The sequence below is a fragment of the Corynebacterium sp. ACRQK genome (assembly GCF_022345965.1).
Lineage (GTDB): Bacteria > Actinomycetota > Actinomycetes > Mycobacteriales > Mycobacteriaceae > Corynebacterium.
Window position 1 is genome coordinate 1 of sequence record NZ_JAKRMU010000003.1, and the last position, 16,864, is coordinate 16,864.

A 16,864-nucleotide genomic window follows, 5' to 3' on the forward strand; every position below is an offset into this window, starting at 1 on the left:
CACATACCCCAGACCGCCTACCCCCGCCCCTTCATTGGGTAGTCAATATCAGGAAAAAATTGTGAAAACCCACTATCAGAGCCTTTCAACAGCCATATAGTAAGAGCACCTTAGAAAACCTTGAGGCTTTACCACCCCTTAAGCCTCTTCTGTTAATTCTTCGCCTTGCGAGATGCCTGCTAGAAAGTTGCGCCTCAATGACCACTTCATCCTCCTCGCCTGAAGCTAGTGCCCGTCAGAGACGGGAAACATTCAACACCCGCCTCGTGTTCCTGATGGCCGCAATCGGCTCCGCGGTCGGCCTGGGTAACATTTGGCGTTTCCCCTACGTCGCCTATGAAAACGGCGGCGGCGCTTTCCTGATTCCCTACCTGGTTGCACTACTCACTGCGGGTATTCCGCTACTGTGGTTCGACCTCGCCATGGGTCACCGCTTTCGCGGTTCCACTCCCCTGACGTTCCGCCGTACCAGCAAGTACGCCGAGCCGATCGGCTGGCTAAAGGTGGGCGTGAACTTCTTCATTGCGGTCTACTACGCTGCCATCATCGCCTGGGCGGGCCTCTACACCTGGAAGTCCATTGGAAAGACGTGGGGTGAAGACGCAGAGACTTACTTCCAGGCTGAATTCCTGAAGCTCGACGATTCGTCCGCCTGGACAGGCGACTTCGTCATCCCGGTTCTGCTGGTCATGGCCGCCGTATGGGTGGTCTGTATCTTCACCCTGGCCCGCGGGATTAACGAGGGTATCGGTCGCGTCACCATGTTCTTCGTGCCGGTGCTGATCGTCCTTTTCATCGTCATGGTGGTCCGAGCCCTATTCCTCGATGGTTCCGCCGATGGCCTGAACACGTTCTTCACCCCGGACTGGAGCGTCCTGTCCGATACCTCCGTATGGATCGCCGCCTACGGCCAAATCTTCTTCTCCCTGTCCATCGGCTTCGGCATCATGATGACCTACGCCTCCTACCTGAAGCCGCGCACGAACCTCACCGGCACCGGTATGGTCACGGCCTTCGCTAACTCCTCCTTCGAGGTTCTGGCCGGCATCGGCGTGTTCGCCACCCTGGGCTTCATGGCTGCGCAGTCCGGCAGCTCCGTCGAGGAATCGGTTTCCGGCGGTATCGGCCTGGCATTCATCGCCTTCCCGACCATCATCAACGAAATGCCAGCGGGACCCCTGTTCGGCGTGCTGTTCTTCGGCTCCCTGTTCCTGGCCGGTATTACGTCGCTGATCTCCATCATGGAGGTCGTTATCTCCGCTGTGAAGGACAAGCTGAACCTGACTCGCGAGGTCGCCGCCATTAGCATCGGTGGCGTCATGGCCGTCGTCTCCTGCCTGCTGTTCTCCACCACGTCTGGTCTGATCACCCTGGACATCATGGATAAGTTCACCAACAACCTGGGCATCGTGATCTGTGCCGTCGCCGCGGTTCTGACCATTGGTTGGATTCAGGGGCGCCGTAACGAAATGGCGCAGCACCTCAACGCTGTTTCGGAGCTGCGTCTGGGATTCGTGTGGCAAGCTTGCGTATTCGCCATCACCCCTGTGGTGCTGCTGTACTTCCTGTTCGAGGAAATCCGTACCCTCCTCTCCGAAGGCTACGAGGGCTACGCATCCGGGACGATCTTCGCTTACGGCTGGTTGGTGCTCATCATCATCGGCCTGGGCGCGGTGGTATGGAGCTTCGTGCCTTTCCGCGGCAACCTGTTCCTCGATGGTCTACCGAGTTCGGACTACGGCGTGCCTCCAAAGGGTCGACCGAGCGGCAGTCCGAACCCGCTCACCAATGGCGCTGCCACCGCCGCTACTTCTTCCACCAGCTCTAACAATGGCCCTAACAATGGAAAGGAACTGTCATGACCGGCCCCGCAATTCTCCTGATGGCCCTGTTCATTATCGTGATCTGGGGTGGGCTCGTTGCAGCGATTCTTATGCTCGCGAAAACGGATGACGCCACCACCGGCGAGCTGGGATCCGCACCCGGCACGGACAACGATTCCCTGCTCAAGGTGAACACGTCCTCCGTGGCACATTAAGCCGCCTATCAACACACCCAGGGAGCGCGTCATAAACTCCCGTTTTGGACCTGCGTGAGGCAGAATAGGGAGAATGAACTCCCAGAACCCTCACGACAGGTCCTTTCCCTATAAGGATGGCCGTGACTTTGCAGACTTCATCGCAGGGTCCCATCGACTGGATACGGAAAACATTCCTATCCCAGGGGACGACAGGGACGAAGAACGCCTCGGCCGCGGACAGTTCGTTGACGAACCGGAGGCCGCCAAGCACCCAACAATCAGCCCCGACTCCCCCGAGGCCGAGCTGGTCGAGGATAAGCGAGCAGAAACTGCCCCCACAGTGGCGGAAAAGGGGGACTCCTACGTCCAGGAGCGCAACACCGCCCGCGCCACGACAGGCATGGAGAAGCCACTGGATGAAGTTCACGAGCCAGACGGAGAAACAGAAACTGACGATCGTCCTGGGCTTCGCTCGCACGCCGCAAAAGTCAAGAAGAAGGATAAGAAGCCTGCTAAGAAGTCTCCTGTCGATGAGGAGCTAAACCCTGAACTGCGCGACCGCGCGGAGGTCATCGGCACCACCGGTCGCTGGTTTGCGGGCTGGTGCTTGCGTTTTATCATCATCGCCGCGGCGCTGTACCTGGGATTCCAAGTATTCGGCAAGCTCTGGGCCGGCATTCTGCCGGTCTGCCTGTCGGTGATCGTATGTACCGTGCTGTGGCCGGTCGTGCGCCTGCTCCGCAAGTTGAAGATCCCCAACAGCTTGGCTGTGCTGATCTCTATCCTAGGCTTCTTCGCCCTCATCATCGGCACCTTCGCCGCCATCGCGCCCAGTGCCGTGGAGCAGGGTAAGACGATCGTCAACCAGGCCAGCGACGGCATCGGCCGGATCCAGGACTGGCTGCAAGGACCCCCTGTGAACTTGCAGGAAAGCCAGTTCAACGATGGTGTCCAGCAGATCACCGACTGGCTGCAGAACAAATCCGGCGACATCGCAACGAGCATCGCCGCCTTCGGCACGGAAACCGCCTCCTTACTGGTCACCCTCTTCGTGATGCTGGTGCTAACCTTCTTCTTCCTGAAGGACGGAGAGAACTTCCTGCCGATGCTGCGCCGCGTGGCGGGTCGCCGCGTCGGCTGGCACCTCACTGAGGTTCTGACTCGTTGCTGGAACACCCTGGGCGGCTTCATCCGCACCCAGGCCATCGTGTCCGCGATCGACGCCATCTTCATCGGCCTGGGCCTCGTGCTGCTGAACGTTCCGCTGGCCGGCCCGCTGGCTATCCTGACGTTCTTCGGCGGCTTCATCCCCATGGTCGGCGCTTTCGTCGCCGGCGCGCTGTCCGTGTTGATCGCTCTCGTGGCAGTTGACTTCAACACCGCCGTTATGGCGCTGCTTCTGGTTATTGCAGTCCAGCAGTTGGAAGGCAACATCCTACAGCCGGTGCTGCAGTCCCGCGCGATGAACGTCCACCCCGTCATCATTCTGCTGTCCGTCACCCTGGGCTCCACCCTATTCGGCATCATCGGTGCCTTCCTAGCCGTGCCCTGCGCCGCTATGATCGCTGTCATCCTGCGATACATGGGCGACCTAACGGACCTCGCCACGGGCGAAAAAACCTCCCAGGATATCGAGTTTGCTACCACCGCGGGTTCTCTCACAGGCGAACAGTCGGAGCGTGCCGCCCAACGCTGGCAGGAGCTGCGCAAGACCATGATGTTGAATAGCTCCGACAAGACTGATTCTGCCGATTCCTCCGAGACTACGACCGCCACGGCGGTCAGCGACGATCCTGCGGAGGCGGCGGCCGACGCGGACGAGGGGGCGTCATCCCTCAGCGACAAGAGGGCACAGATCCGCGGTAGGGTGCAGTCAATCTATAAGTCCCTCCGTGGCAATAACGAGTAGAGCGAACCAAAGAAGTAGCATTACCCCGTGACCGAAAGCAGCCGACACAGAAGCAACAACCGCTCCGTACACCGTGGCGTACGCAGCCGCGGCATGGCTGAGGTGGCGCATGATGATTCACCGGCGCACTGGTTCCCCGTCTGGGCACCCGCACTGGTGATGCTGGCCATTGTCTTCACCGGCCTAGTGCTCGCCAATGGCGATACCACGATCCCGACTCTTTTCTTCGGCCTCTTCGCCGTAGGAATGATTGCCTCTACCATCTTCGTCGAGCCGCGCGGGCTCTTCATCACCGTCGCCTCGTTCCCACTGTTTTACCTGTTCGGATCGCTTTTGATTGGCTGGTTCAGTTCCGGAAGGGCGACAATTGCCAGCCGAAAGACGAAGGTCATCACCTCGATCTACCCCGCCATTGAGCACTACCTATGGCTACTGATCCCCTTCCTCGTCGCAGTGGGTATTGCGGTTTTCCGCTGGTGGAACTTCCGCGAGTCCCTCACCCGCAAGGCCGCGAAGCTGGAGATGCAGCGCCGCCGTCGCAGCGAGTCCGACCGCAGCAACATTGAGACCTACGGCCGCGCACAGGAGCGTTCGCATGCCCGGAGCCACGCGCGCAGGAGTGCTCGTTCTGTTGATGGCGCCCCCAGCTACGAGCCGCGGGAGCGTTCAGAGCGGACAGCACAGCGTGGAACCCGCATTCCGCGGGGCGGGGATTCGGTTCCTGCCCCCTATCAGGAGCGCGCCGCCAGGAGCTTGGATAGGGATTCCGACAGGAGCATCGATAGGGACGAGGAATTCCTGCGCCTTGGAGAGACCTCCAGCGCCGACAACTCCCGTACTAGCGCCAAGCGGGTAACCCGCAGCTCTGAGGAGTTGCGCGAGAACGCTCAGCGCCGCCGGGTCCCCTTCCCAGAGCGGCGCATGTCCCCCAAGCGCTACCTCGACGACGAGCGCGACTAAACAGACGGGACTCGACAGGGTAAGAGGAGGTAAGTCCTTGGACTAACCCTAGGTCTCCCCCTCCCTCAGCGATTCACATCGCGTTTTACTTCTGGGTCCGCGGCGGACGCAGCTCGCGTGGCAGGGAGAAGATCAGATCCTCCGTGGCGGTGGTGACTTCCTCCACCTCGCCGTAGCCCTTCTCCGCCAGCAGCTCCAGCACACCGCGAACGAGGATCTCCGGGACGGATGCGCCTGAGGTTACGCCGACGTGCGTCACGCCATCCAGCCAAGCGGGATCGACCTGTTCTGCGTAGTCCACCAGGTGGGCATCCTGCGTACCGTGCTGCAGGGCTACCTCCACCAGGCGCTTGGAGTTGGAGGAGTTCTGCGAACCAACCACGATCATGAGCTCCACCTTCGGAGCGATGGCCTTGACCGCGACCTGACGGTTCTGAGTGGCGTAGCAGATGTCATCGGACGGCGGATCCTGGATGTGCGGGAACTTCTCGCGCAGCAGCTTCACGGTTGTCATAGTTTCGTCCACGCTCAGGGTGGTCTGGGACAGCCACACCAGCTTCGTATCCTCCGGGAAGTCCAGCTCATTCACGTCGTCCTCGCCGTCGACCAAGTGGACGACATCCGGGGCCTCACCCGCGGTGCCCTCGACCTCTTCGTGGCCGTGGTGGCCGATCAGGATGATCTGATAGCCCTGCTTAGCGAAGCGCGTGACCTCGTGGTGGACCTTGGTGACGAGCGGGCACGTGGCGTCAAAAGTCTTCAACTCGAGTTGGCGTGCCTCCTCGTGCACGGCGGGCGATACACCGTGCGCCGAGAACACCACATTGGAGCCGCGAGGAATCTCCGAGGTCTCGTCGACGAAGATCACGCCGCGATCTTCGAAAGTCTTCACAACGTGCTTGTTGTGCACAATTTCCTTACGCACATACAGCGGCGCACCGTGCTTTTCCAAAGCCTTCTCGACGGACTCGACGGCACGATCGACTCCGGCGCAATAACCGCGCGGGGCAGCTAGATAAACCTTCTTCGTGTCGGCAGTTGCCTCGGTAATTGGGGTACTCATGTGCCCCATCGTAATGGAAGTACCTGACAGTGCCCATCCCCTGCCCATCCGCTGCGCATCCCGCAGCCATCCACTGGTGTCCGGGCCGTCATTTAGAATGCTTAACCATGAGCGTTCCAAACTCCGCTGAGGCCCCGTGGGCGGTCGGGCAGCTAAACGACCAGGTGAAGAACTGGATCCAGAGACTGGGGTTCATCTGGGTAGAAGGCCAGGTCACGCAGGTAAACATGAAGAGCACCTGGCGGTTTTCCTACATCACCCTGCGTGATGTGAACCTGGAAGCTTCGGTCTCCCTGACCGTGGAGACGACCGCGCTGAAGAACCTGGCCACGCCAGTGAAGGACGGCGACCGCATTGTCGTTCACGGCAAGCCGTCGTTCTATTCCAAGCGCGGCAGCTTTTCCCTGTGGGTCACGGAAATCCGACAGGTTGGTATCGGCCAGCTGCTCGCGCAGATCGAACAGCTGAAGAAGGCCATGTTTGCCGAGGGACTTTTCGATCCCCGCCTGAAGGCTCCCCTGCCCTTCCTGCCCACCACCGTGGGTTTGATTACCGGTCGTGGTTCGGCGGCGGAGCGGGACGTGATGGAGGTGGCCAAGCGCCGCTGGCCCGCAGTGCGCTTTCGGGTGATTAATACAGCCGTCCAAGGCCCGAAGACGGTTCCGCAGGTCGTCGATGCTCTACACGAGCTGGAGCAGGACCCGGCGGTCGACGTAATCATCGTCGCCCGTGGCGGTGGTTCGGTGGAAGACCTCCTACCATTCTCCGAGGAAGCACTGGTCCGCGAAGTATCCCGTCTGCGAACCCCGGTGGTTTCGGCCATCGGGCACGAGCCGGACAATCCCCTGCTGGACTACGTGGCCGACGTCCGCGCGGCCACTCCCACGGACGCAGCCAAGACGGTGGTGCCGGATGTGGTTCAGGAGCTGCGAATCATCAGCGAAGCACGCCAGCGCGGCGCCGGTGCCCTGCGCAACTGGGTCGCTCACGAACGTAAGGGGCTGGCGCAGATCCGCACCCGGCCCGTGATGGCGGACCCCAGCCTGCCAGTTACCCGTCAGAAAGACATCATCGCAGAGGCTCTGCAGCGCAAGGATCGTGCCCTGGGGGTGCATGTCCGCTCACTGCGTTCCTCGATCGAGTCGCTGAAGGCACAGGTCAATGCCCTGGGGCCGTCCCAGACCCTTGCGCGTGGCTATTCCATCGTGCAGGTCATTCCGCGCGACAAGTCGGGAGCCCAGGTGGTCACCACGGTGGATCAGGTTGACCCCGGTTCGCAGCTTCGCATCCGTGTCCCCGACGGATCCATCACGGCCGCGGCGATGGGTGTGCAGGCGGCGCCTGGGGGCGTCATGAATAAAAACAGCAACAAGACAGACAGTACCGGCAGCACAGACAGCACCGAGAACAGCACAGGAGAGGCTTAAGACGATGGCGAACAACACCAGCAACGGCACCAACAACACCGAAAGCGGCGAGCAGCAGAAGTTTCGCCCGCTCGACCAGCTGAGCTACGAGCAGGCACGCGATGAACTGGTGGAGGTTGTGAAGATCCTCGAGCTCGGGCAGATGAGCCTCGACGAGTCGCTGAACTACTGGGAACGCGGCGAGGAGCTGGCCGCATACTGTGAGGACTACCTCAATGGCGCATCCAAGCGCATCGAGCAAGCGCTACAGCAGCGCGAAGCACGCAACGCCGAGGCGCAGGGCGAAAGCTAGCCAGCGCCTGGGGCTAGTTAGCTGTTTCGGCGCTACTGGGCCCGGCAGCCGCTCCCGCAGTATCGGGACTGTCGGAAACGTCGGTGACGTCAATTGGCTGGGTCGCAGCAATCTTCTCCGCGGCAGTGCGAGTCTGCTCGTGGGAGGCCATCGCCTCAATAGCCAGGCGCACATCCCCCAGGTCAGCGACCCACAGCGGACGGGCGTCGTCTCCGGTGAAGACGTGCCACTCGACGTCCCCCGTGGTCTCCGTGCCAGTCTCTTCCCGCACGGAATCATCAGGCTGAGAAGCAGCCTTAAAGTCGGCACCGGTTTGGGTCAAGGAAATGTAGTTCTCCCCGTTAATAACCCAACCGACCAGGCTCGACGGCTCGCCGCCGACCATCACACGACGGGCGGAGTTGGCCACCCAGCCTTCCGGCATCTCCGGATTACGGATAGGGAAGTCGAAGGTCCGGGCATCCATCTGCAGCACAGTATCCTTGTCGACCTCCTGCACAGGACCCGAGCGATCAGCCTCTCCAGGGTTATAGGAGCACAGGCCCGTAAACCCGACCGTCAGGAACATGGCAACCAACAGCACCACCAGGGAAAGCACAATGTCCTTGGTGGATTGAAACGCACGGGGTTTTTGAATCTGCACGCCCGCCATTATCGCATTGCCTCCGCTGGCCTGGCCAAATCAACCCTAGGTAGGGCTGGACGGCGAAAGATAGGGCAAAGCATGAAACAACGCCCGGGGTAAATGAGGCACAATGGAAGAAGAGTGGAAACAATTACCTATCAGCCACCAATCAGCAACAGAAAAGAGCTTGAAGATCATGTCTACTGAGCACATCCCTGCTGTCTCCCCAAACCCGGAGGCTCCGGATCGCAACCTGGCGATGGAGCTAGTCCGCGTGACGGAAGCCGCCGCCCTCGCCTCCGGCAAGTGGGTTGGTCGTGGACAGAAAGAATCCGGTGACGGTGCAGCCGTGGATGCGATGCGCCAGATGATCAACTCCGTGGAGATGGACGGCGTTGTCGTGATCGGCGAGGGCGAGAAGGACGAAGCCCCCATGCTGTTCAACGGCGAGCAGGTCGGCACCGGCAACGGCCCGGCAGTGGACATCGCCGTCGACCCAGTCGACGGCACCACCCTGATGGCCGAAGGCCGCCCGAACGCCATCTCCGTGATCGCCGCCGCCGAGCGCGGATCCATGTACGACCCGTCTGCTGTGTTCTACATGAAGAAGATCGCGGTTGGCCCTGAGGCCGTGGGCAAGGTGGACATCGACGCTCCGGTCGCTGACAACATCAACGCCGTGGCCAAGGCCAAGGGCACTGTCCCAGGCGACATCACCGTCGTCGTGCTGGACCGCCCACGCCACGAGGATCTGATCCGCGAGATCCGCGAGGCCGGCGCGAAGGTCCGCCTGATTGGCGACGGCGACGTGGCTGGCGCCGTAGCAACCGCCCAGGACACCTCCACCAACTCCGTGGACATCATGATGGGCATCGGCGGCACCCCGGAGGGCGTTATCGCCGCCGCCGCCATGAAGTGCATGGGCGGCGAGATCCAGGGCAAGCTGTGGCCAAAGGACGAGGCCGAGCGCCAGAAGGCTCTGGACGCAGGCCACGACCTCGACCGCGTGCTGACTACCAACGACCTGGTGAACTCCGAGCACTGCTACTTCGTCGCCACCGGCGTGACCAACGGCGACATGGTGCGCGGTGTCTCCTACCACCATAACTCCGCCACCACCCGTTCCCTGGTCATGCGCTCTCGCTCCGGCACGATCCGCTTCATCGAGTCGCAGCACCAGCTGGCGAAGCTGCAGTCCTACTCCGTGCTGGATTACACCCGTAACTAGCCCTTTTTATGACGCCCCCACGCCGCCCCGCGCAGCAGGCCTTTTAGGTAGATTGGGCGGTGTCCGTGCGGGGCACGAAAGACTATCCGCTTTCCCACGGTTCCCGACTTTTGAACCCTTCGGTGGGTTCGGAGCGGGAGGCGTCAAAAAGCTAAGAAGATAAAGGTGATGAAAGAATGACCGAGCAAGAATTCCGCATTGAACACGACACGATGGGCGAGGTTAAGGTTCCCGCGAAGGCTCTGTGGCGTGCGCAGACACAGCGTGCCGTGGAGAACTTCCCGATCTCCGATCGCCCGCTGGAGTCCGCACAGATCCGCGCGATGGGGCTGCTGAAGGCCGCCTGCGCGCAGGTGAACAAGGATCGTGGCCTGCTGACCGACGAGCAGGCGGATGCCATCATCTCCGCCGCCAAGGAAATCGGCGAGGGCAAGCACGACGCTGAGTTCCCGATCGACGTGTTCCAGACCGGCTCCGGTACCTCTTCCAACATGAACACCAACGAGGTCATCGCCTCCATCGCCAAGAACAACGGCGTGGAGATCCACCCGAATGACCACGTGAACATGGGCCAGTCCTCCAACGACACGTTCCCAACCGCTACCCACGTGGCCGCCACCCAGGCTGCGGTTAACGACCTGATCCCGGGACTAAAGGTCCTGCAGGAGTCCCTGGCCAAGAAGGCCAAGGAGTGGGAGACGGTCGTGAAGTCCGGTCGCACCCACCTAATGGATGCCGTCCCGGTAACCCTGGGCCAGGAGTTCTCCGGCTACGCCCGCCAGATCGAGGCAGGCATCGAGCGCGTTGAGGCCACCCTGCCCCGCCTGGGTGAGCTGCCGATCGGCGGTACCGCAGTCGGCACCGGCCTGAACACCCCGGCTGACTTCGGCGCCAACGTGACCGCCGAGCTGGTGAAGCTGACCGGCGTGGAGCAGCTGCGTGAGGCAGAGAACCACTTCGAGGCACAGGCTAACCGCGATGGCCTGGTCGAGTTCTCCGGTGCTATGCGCACCATCGCTGTCTCCCTGAACAAGATCGCCAACGACATCCGCTGGATGGGCTCCGGCCCGCTGACCGGCCTGGGCGAGATCCACCTGCCGGACCTGCAGCCGGGCTCCTCCATCATGCCGGGCAAGGTCAACCCAGTTCTGTGTGAGACCGCAACCCAGGTTGCTGCGCAGGTCATCGGTAACGACGCTGCTGTTGCATTTGGCGGTTCCCAGGGCGCGTTCGAGCTGAACGTGTACATCCCGATGATGGCCCGCAACGTGCTGGAGTCTGCGAAGCTGCTGGCTAACACCGCCCGCGTCTTCGCAGAGAAGCTGGTCGACGGCATCGAGCCGAACGAGGAGCGTATGCGCACTCTGGCTGAGTCCTCCCCGTCCATCGTTACCCCGCTGAACTCTGCCATTGGCTACGAGGCTGCGGCGAAGGTTGCTAAGACTGCCCTGAAGGAAGGCAAGACCATCCGCCAGACGGTCATCGACCTGGGCTTTGTCGACGGCGAGAAGCTGACCGAGGAGGAGCTGGATAAGCGCCTCGACGTCCTGGCTATGGCAAACACCGACCGCGACAAGTAGGCGAAAACTAAGTACTGACGCTGTTGCGGGGCCAGCTGGCTAGTTGGCTGGTTGGCTGGCACACTAGCCGGGCCACACTAGCCGGGTCATCCTGGCTGGTCACACTTGCCGACACACCCGCTGTTGTTTTCCGAAGGCGCTAGTAGTCATTAGTGCTACTAGCAGGCACTAGCCACCGTCTTTGGAGGAGCGACAGCGGGTTTTCCTATTTGCCATGCATCTGGCCACCTGCCCCTCTGCCCCCTCTTGCCGCCTCCGCAGGGGGCGAAATGTCGCTAGAACGAGAATATGTACAGCCGCGAAACCGGCTTGAGGAAATCACAACGCCCTGGACTGGGCTTTTGCCTTACTGGAATTTGATCCCGTTAACGAATTCTCGTTCTAGCGACACTCAGCCTCTCCAGCACCGACCAATACCCACTATCTGCCACCACACCGCCAACAACCACTATCCTTCAAAAGCTATTGGTCACACCAGCACCACGCGTTTCAAGGATGTCGGAAAAGTTGCAAAACGCCTCCCTCCCAAAATCGGCACCCTCCACACCACCCCCGTGACCTGCACATTTAAAATATTGGAAATCTACCCCGACAAGGTTTTGCAACTTTTCCGACATTTACCCCACCGGAGTGCAACATTTCCGACATTTGCACCCCCCTTGGAATGGAGCTTTGTCGCCACGCGAGCCACTATATACCCACCCACCACGCCAGTCGCAGCACACCCACCCGCCATGCGAACCACCGTATGCCCGCCCGCGTCGCCGACCGTTAACCACCACACACAGGGCAAACCTCTATGAAAAATGACACAAATCTTGCACTGGATATAACTTTGCACTGGGTGTAAGTTTGTCCGAGTGATGAGTTCGAACTGCTGCGATCCAACAGATCCCACGGATATCTCCACCATGGGGTTGCGCGAGCGCAAGCGCCTGGAAACGAGGCTAAGGATTGAGGACGAGGCCACCCGTCTCTTCCTCGACCGATCCTTCGATGGAGTCACCCTGGAGGAAATCTGCGAAGCGGCCGACATCAGCCGCCGCACCTTCTTCAACTACTTCTCCTCAAAGGAGCACGTTGCGGTCGGTAAACAACCCCCGTTGCTCACCAAGGATGACTTCAACAAGCTCGAGAGATTCTCCCCCGCACAAGGCAGCCTGCCTCAATACCTCTACGACATGCTGACCAAGAAGCGCATCGAGGAGGCCAAGAAGTTGGACAATGCCAACCTCGATCCGAAACTGGCGGAGTCGATAAGGTGGCGTCGATCCCAAATAATAAAGAAGTTCCCCAGCCTGGCACTTGCGAAGCTCGCCAGCTACGAAAAGCTGCGCAGCGATCTTGCCGAAGCGGTGTGCAAGAACCTCGAAGGGCACCCGGGCAACCGCAGCACCGACATGGAGGCGATGGAAGAGGCGCACCTCATCGTCACCGCGGCAACAACGGTGCAATGGGCCGCAGCAACCTCAGCCGCACGGCACGGAAAGCCACTAACCAGCACAAACGACTTCGATATCGCGCTTGCCGGGTTGCAAGAGATTTTCAGCGCCATCTCACCAGCCACTTTTGAGCCACCCCCACAATCGACCGCAGACCCCTCGCAGAAACCGCAGGAGATCAAGGAGAACCGCCCATGAAAGTTACTCGCGAAACGGCCACCGCCGCCAACGCGCAAGCTGCCAACGCGCAACCAGCCAAGGCACGGCTCGACGCGGCGGAAAAGCAGCGCCAAGAAAAACGCAACAACGTCCCCCTGGTCTTCGGCTGCCTGATGCTGGGCATGCTGATGTCCTCGCTCGGGCAAATGATCTTCTCCACCGCTCTACCCACCCTCGTTGGCGAGCTCGGCGGAGCCGACAAAATGAGCTGGGTCATCACCAGCTTCCTGCTGACCATGACCATCGGCATGCCCGTCTACGGCAAGTTGGGCGACCAGATGGGCCGCAAGCCGCTGTATCTGGTGGCAGTAGCCCTGTTCCTGACCGGCTCCGTCATTGGCGCGCTGGCGCAGAGTATGGACATGATGATCGTCGCCCGCGGTGTGCAGGGCCTCGGCGCCGGCGGCCTGATGATCGGCGCGCAGGCAATCATCGCCGACGTAGTTCCCGCCCGCGATCGCGGGCGCTACATGGGCATCATGGGCGCAGTCTTCGGTCTGAGCTCCGTGCTGGGGCCATTGCTGGGTGGCTTTTTCACCGACGGCCCGGGCTGGCGTTGGGCGCTGTGGTTCAACGTTCCGTTGGCGGTCATCACGTTCCTGATGGTGTTCTTCAACCTCCAGCTGCCGAAGCGTGGCTCGGGCGCCCGCCTGGACGTCCCCGGCACGGTCCTGATGACCGGCGCAACTAGCTCGTTGATTCTGCTGCTCACCTGGGGTGGGCGCGATTACGCCTGGTCCAGCCCCGTCATTATCTGCTTGGGCATCGCGGCAGCCGTCTTGGCTCCCCTGTTTGTGCTGGTGGAACGCAAGGTGAAGGATCCGCTGATCCCGATGCGGCTGTTCACCGTCCGCAACTTTGTGGTCACGACTGCGGCCGGCACGATCACGGGTGTGGTCATGTTTGGCGTGTTGGCTTACATGCCGACATACATTCAGATGGTGCACGGCATGACCCCCACCAAGGCCGGTCTAATGATGATCCCGATGATGGCCGGCATGATCGTCACCGCCACCGCCTCCGGCCAGTATGTTTCCCGGACAGGTCGCTACAAGTGGTTCCCCGTCGCGGGTCTGCTCGTTGCCGCCACTGCGGTTGGTCTTATGGGACTTTTTGACGCCCACGATTCCCTCGTGCACCTCGGTCTTGTCTTGGCTCTCATGGGTGTTGGCCTGGGGCTTTCGATGCAGATTTTGGTGCTGATTGTGCAGAATTCTTTCCCGATCTCGATGGTGGGCACTGCGACTGCTTCGAATAACTTCTTCCGCCAGATTGGTGGTACGGCTGGCTCAGCGATCATCGGTTCGCTGTTCACGCACCGCGTGGCTGATCTGATGGGTCAACGGGTGCCCGGCGCGCTGCAGGAGCTGGGCCCGCAGGGAGCTAAGTTCGCGCACGATTTCCAGGGGGGCGGCAGTGCCCGGCTCACCCCGGAGATCGTCGATACGCTGCCTGGCCCGCTGCACGACGCGATCACTACCTCGTATAACGACGCCCTAGTCCCCGTGCTCGGCGCCATGGCGCCGGTAGCCGTGTTGGCTGCGCTGATTCTGGTCTTGGTGCGTCAGGACAATTTGAAGGAAACTATCGAATAGTCCCCGTTGGGATTCCACGCAAGCGAAAGGCGACCGCGCTAATGGCTAATGCGGTCGCCTTTCGCTGTGTCTGAGCTCGCTCGGGAAACGTGCTCGGAAAAGTGCTTGGAAAGTTACTCGGACTTTTCTGCCGATCCCTTGGAGTTGTCGGTGTTGCCAGCGCTGTCGGCGCTACCCTCGTCGGAGTGCTCCAGGTTTTCCTGGTAGTACTTCCATGCCGGGCCGCCCTCTAGGATCTTCTCCATCACCATGTTGTGGCGCCACGTGCCCTTCTTCGGGCCGTAGTTCATGCGGGACATGCAGTGGAATACGCCCACTTCCTCGAAGCCTCGAGAGGCGTGCAGCCGGACAGAGCCCTCATTCTCCGGGAAGATGCTGGAGTGCATCGCCCAGTGGCCCTGCTCGGCGGCGTCCTTGAGCAGCCTATCGAGCAGGCTACCGGCCACGCCCTTGCCCGCGGCATCCTTGTGGACGTAGATCGAGTCCTCCAACACCCCGTCGAACACGTCACGGTGGCTGGCGGAGGTGGCGGTGATCCACCCCAGGATCTTCTCCTCATCTTCGCCAAGTCCCGCGGCTGCGGCAGCCGCGGGATCGGTATCGACGGCGACGAAGGAGAGCTCGGGCAGGCGGTGGCGCATGAAGTCGTCCCACGCTTCGGGCGCGTTCTCCTCAAAGGTCGCCTCGCCCGTATCCATACCGGTCTGCAGGATCTTTTGGACCTGCGGATAGTCCCTCTCCTCCATCAGGCGGATGGAGATTGCCTGCTTGGCACTGTTCTTGGCGTTGTTGCCAGCACTGCTATCTGCAGCGCTCCCGGCCGTGTTCGCAGTGTTCCCTGCGGTGTTCGCGGAAGTCATGGAAGAAATTGTGCCCTAAGACCCAGCGGTTACGCCACCTGACTACCGGCAGCTGTGAGCGAACTATCCCTTTTCCAGCAGATTCGTCACCAGTTCAGCGATCGCGGAACGCTCGGATCGGGTCAGCGTGACGTGCGCGAACAGCGGATTATTCTTCAGCTTTTCGATGACCGCCTGGATGCCATCATGGCGGCCTACGCGCAGGTTATCGCGCTGCGCAACGTCGTGAGTCAGCACGACACGGGAGTTGCGCCCCAGGCGGGAGAGCACAGTCAGCAGAACGTTGCGCTCGAGCGACTGAGCCTCGTCCACGATGACGAAGCTATCGTTCAGGCTGCGGCCGCGGATATGCGTCAGCGGCAGGACCTCCAGCAGACCGCGGGCGTCGATCTCTTCCAGCACGTTGTCGCTCACCACCCCTTCCAGGGTGTCGTACACCGCCTGCGCCCACGGGTTCATCTTTTCCGTCTCACTGCCGGGCAGGTAGCCCAAGTCCTGTCCACCTACGGCATACAGGGGGCGGAAGACCACGATTCGCTTGTGCTCACCGCGTTCCAGCACTGCCTCCAAACCGGCGCACAATGCTAGAGCGGATTTGCCGGTGCCCGCGGAACCGCCGAGGCTTACGATGCCAACCTCGTTATCCAGCAGCAGGTCCAGCGCCACGCGCTGCTGGGCGCTGCGCCCGCGGATACCGAACGCTTCCAGGTCGGTGGGAACCTGGCGCACCATGCCGTCACCCATCGAGCGCGCCAGAACGGATTGGCTGCCCGCGGTCAGCTGCAGGCCGCAGTGGATCGGCAGCTTGTCGACCTCGTCGCCGTCTACCGTCAGTGCGCCAGAGATGTCGGCCTCCCCCACGTCGTATAGTTCGTCGATGATGCTGGAGGGCACCTCCGCACGAGCCATGCCGTTGTATCCGGTGAGCACGACGTCCTGGGCATGGTATTCGTCGGCGTCAAGACCAACGGCACCGGCCTTCACACGCAGTGGCACGTCCTTCGTCACCAGCGTGACGTTGTGTCCTTCAGCCCGCAGGTTCAAAGCACAAGCCAGGATGCGGTGGTCATTCTGCTCTCCGCGCAAACCAGTAGGAAGCACGGACTGGTCAACGTGGTTCAGCTCGACCTGGATGGTACCGCCCGTTTCGTTGACGATGCTGGGCATGTCCAGTCGGCCATGCTCCTGACGAAAGTCTTCGAGCATGCGTAGAGCCTGGCGAGCAAACCAGCCAAGTTCCGGGTGGTGGCGCTTGCCCTCGAGTTCACTGATGACGACGACGGGGAGGATGATGCGGTGTTCCGCAAACTTGATGAGTGCCCAGGGATCGGAAAGCAACACCGAGGTGTCGAGGACGTACGTGCGTAGGCCGAGCTCTGCATCGGAGTGCGCGTTGAGAGCTTGCTCTGCCTGAAAGTTCTGATGTGCCTGATCAGTGGGCGCGGCGGAAGTCATGGAGGTGGTGCTCCTTGTAGAGGATTATGAGTCGATCAACCCGGACGTTCCACGCCGCAAAAGCTACGCTTTACATCCGGGAAACGGATGAGGTGGGTAGTTGTTACTTGCTTCGGACATCCTCGACGCTATGCGCACCGCATGGAAATTACATTGTTGTCAGATGAACTCTGGGTAAACATAAAAAAG

14 protein-coding genes are annotated in these 16,864 nt (G+C 61.0%); 10 read left to right on the top strand and 4 right to left on the bottom strand.

Going from position 1 to position 16,864, the window contains the following annotated elements:
* Positions 1 to 197 precede the first annotated feature (197 nt).
* From MHX63_RS04190 to MHX63_RS04205, 4 genes are all read left to right on the top strand, one after another.
* On the top strand, positions 198 to 1,862 hold the full coding sequence (locus MHX63_RS04190) for a sodium-dependent transporter (protein ID WP_239387375.1): 1,665 nt from the start codon (positions 198 to 200) through the stop codon (positions 1,860 to 1,862).
* Positions 1,859 to 2,038: a methionine/alanine import NSS transporter subunit MetS gene (metS, locus tag MHX63_RS04195; protein WP_239387376.1), complete on the top strand. Its 180-nt coding sequence runs from the start codon at positions 1,859 to 1,861 to the stop codon at positions 2,036 to 2,038. The genes MHX63_RS04190 and metS overlap by 4 nt, the downstream gene beginning before the upstream one ends.
* Before the next feature lie 73 nt (positions 2,039 to 2,111).
* Positions 2,112 to 3,929 carry an AI-2E family transporter gene (locus MHX63_RS04200; RefSeq protein ID WP_239387377.1) on the top strand — a complete coding sequence of 606 codons (1,818 nt, stop codon included), beginning with the start codon at positions 2,112 to 2,114 and terminating at the stop codon, positions 3,927 to 3,929.
* A 27-nt stretch (positions 3,930 to 3,956) separates the two neighbouring features.
* Positions 3,957 to 4,889 (top strand): DUF6542 domain-containing protein, encoded by a 933-nt coding sequence (locus MHX63_RS04205; protein ID WP_239387378.1) that lies wholly within the window; start codon positions 3,957 to 3,959, stop codon positions 4,887 to 4,889.
* 85 nt (positions 4,890 to 4,974) lie between these two features.
* Here the strand turns inward: MHX63_RS04205 and MHX63_RS04210 are convergent, their stop codons facing one another.
* A complete protein-coding gene (locus MHX63_RS04210; RefSeq protein ID WP_239387379.1) occupies positions 4,975 to 5,961 on the bottom strand; it encodes a 4-hydroxy-3-methylbut-2-enyl diphosphate reductase in 987 nt (328 codons plus the stop codon).
* Between the two features lie 98 nt (positions 5,962 to 6,059).
* Between MHX63_RS04210 and xseA the strand changes: the two genes are divergently transcribed.
* Both xseA and MHX63_RS04220 read left to right on the top strand, forming a co-directional pair.
* Entirely contained in the window at positions 6,060 to 7,379 is a 1,320-nt protein-coding gene (gene xseA, locus MHX63_RS04215) for an exodeoxyribonuclease VII large subunit (protein ID WP_239387380.1), read from the top strand.
* Between the two features lie 4 nt (positions 7,380 to 7,383).
* Complete coding sequence (locus MHX63_RS04220) at positions 7,384 to 7,671, top strand: exodeoxyribonuclease VII small subunit (RefSeq protein ID WP_239387381.1); 288 nt, start codon at positions 7,384 to 7,386, stop codon at positions 7,669 to 7,671.
* 13 nt (positions 7,672 to 7,684) lie between these two features.
* On the opposite strand, the gene MHX63_RS04225 is transcribed toward MHX63_RS04220, so the two are convergent.
* Positions 7,685 to 8,323 carry a DUF4245 domain-containing protein gene (locus MHX63_RS04225; RefSeq protein WP_239387382.1) on the bottom strand — a complete coding sequence of 213 codons (639 nt, stop codon included), beginning with the start codon at positions 8,321 to 8,323 and terminating at the stop codon, positions 7,685 to 7,687.
* 169 nt (positions 8,324 to 8,492) lie between these two features.
* On the opposite strand from MHX63_RS04225, the gene glpX reads away from it, so the two are divergent.
* From glpX to MHX63_RS04245, 4 genes are all read left to right on the top strand, one after another.
* On the top strand, positions 8,493 to 9,524 hold the full coding sequence (glpX, locus tag MHX63_RS04230) for a class II fructose-bisphosphatase (RefSeq protein WP_239387383.1): 1,032 nt from the start codon (positions 8,493 to 8,495) through the stop codon (positions 9,522 to 9,524).
* Positions 9,525 to 9,700: 176 nt separating this feature from the next.
* The gene (locus MHX63_RS04235) at positions 9,701 to 11,104 is read left to right on the top strand and encodes a class II fumarate hydratase (RefSeq protein ID WP_049049125.1); all 1,404 of its coding nucleotides are present in this window, start codon (positions 9,701 to 9,703) and stop codon (positions 11,102 to 11,104) included.
* Between the two features lie 863 nt (positions 11,105 to 11,967).
* On the top strand, positions 11,968 to 12,744 hold the full coding sequence (locus MHX63_RS04240) for a TetR/AcrR family transcriptional regulator (RefSeq protein ID WP_239387580.1): 777 nt from the start codon (positions 11,968 to 11,970) through the stop codon (positions 12,742 to 12,744).
* A complete protein-coding gene (locus tag MHX63_RS04245; RefSeq protein WP_239387384.1) occupies positions 12,741 to 14,360 on the top strand; it encodes an MDR family MFS transporter in 1,620 nt (539 codons plus the stop codon). Before MHX63_RS04240 ends, MHX63_RS04245 begins: the two co-directional genes overlap by 4 nt.
* 113 nt (positions 14,361 to 14,473) lie before the next feature.
* Here MHX63_RS04245 and MHX63_RS04250 read toward each other — a convergent pair whose 3' ends face one another.
* Positions 14,474 to 15,220, bottom strand: a complete 747-nt coding sequence (locus tag MHX63_RS04250) for a GNAT family N-acetyltransferase (protein ID WP_239387385.1) — start codon at positions 15,218 to 15,220, stop codon at positions 14,474 to 14,476.
* Between the two features lie 63 nt (positions 15,221 to 15,283).
* Entirely contained in the window at positions 15,284 to 16,675 is a 1,392-nt protein-coding gene (locus MHX63_RS04255; protein ID WP_239387386.1) for a PhoH family protein, read from the bottom strand.
* Positions 16,676 to 16,864: the final 189 nt, after the last annotated feature.

Excerpts from the sequence above, each read along its gene's own strand:
- metS (WP_239387376.1), top strand. The coding sequence starts at position 1,859 with ATGACCGGCCCCGCAATTCTCCTGATGGCCCTGTTCATTATCGTGATC.
- MHX63_RS04240 (WP_239387580.1), top strand. The coding sequence starts at position 11,968 with ATGAGTTCGAACTGCTGCGATCCAACAGATCCCACGGATATCTCCACC.
- MHX63_RS04220 (WP_239387381.1), top strand. The coding sequence starts at position 7,384 with ATGGCGAACAACACCAGCAACGGCACCAACAACACCGAAAGCGGCGAG.
- MHX63_RS04210 (WP_239387379.1), bottom strand. The coding sequence starts at position 5,961 with ATGGGGCACATGAGTACCCCAATTACCGAGGCAACTGCCGACACGAAG.
- MHX63_RS04190 (WP_239387375.1), top strand. The coding sequence starts at position 198 with ATGACCACTTCATCCTCCTCGCCTGAAGCTAGTGCCCGTCAGAGACGG.
- glpX (WP_239387383.1), top strand. The coding sequence starts at position 8,493 with ATGTCTACTGAGCACATCCCTGCTGTCTCCCCAAACCCGGAGGCTCCG.
- MHX63_RS04225 (WP_239387382.1), bottom strand. The coding sequence starts at position 8,323 with ATGGCGGGCGTGCAGATTCAAAAACCCCGTGCGTTTCAATCCACCAAG.
- MHX63_RS04255 (WP_239387386.1), bottom strand. The coding sequence starts at position 16,675 with ATGACTTCCGCCGCGCCCACTGATCAGGCACATCAGAACTTTCAGGCA.
- xseA (WP_239387380.1), top strand. The coding sequence starts at position 6,060 with ATGAGCGTTCCAAACTCCGCTGAGGCCCCGTGGGCGGTCGGGCAGCTA.
- MHX63_RS04250 (WP_239387385.1), bottom strand. The coding sequence starts at position 15,220 with ATGACTTCCGCGAACACCGCAGGGAACACTGCGAACACGGCCGGGAGC.
- MHX63_RS04200 (WP_239387377.1), top strand. The coding sequence starts at position 2,112 with ATGAACTCCCAGAACCCTCACGACAGGTCCTTTCCCTATAAGGATGGC.
- MHX63_RS04235 (WP_049049125.1), top strand. The coding sequence starts at position 9,701 with ATGACCGAGCAAGAATTCCGCATTGAACACGACACGATGGGCGAGGTT.
- MHX63_RS04245 (WP_239387384.1), top strand. The coding sequence starts at position 12,741 with ATGAAAGTTACTCGCGAAACGGCCACCGCCGCCAACGCGCAAGCTGCC.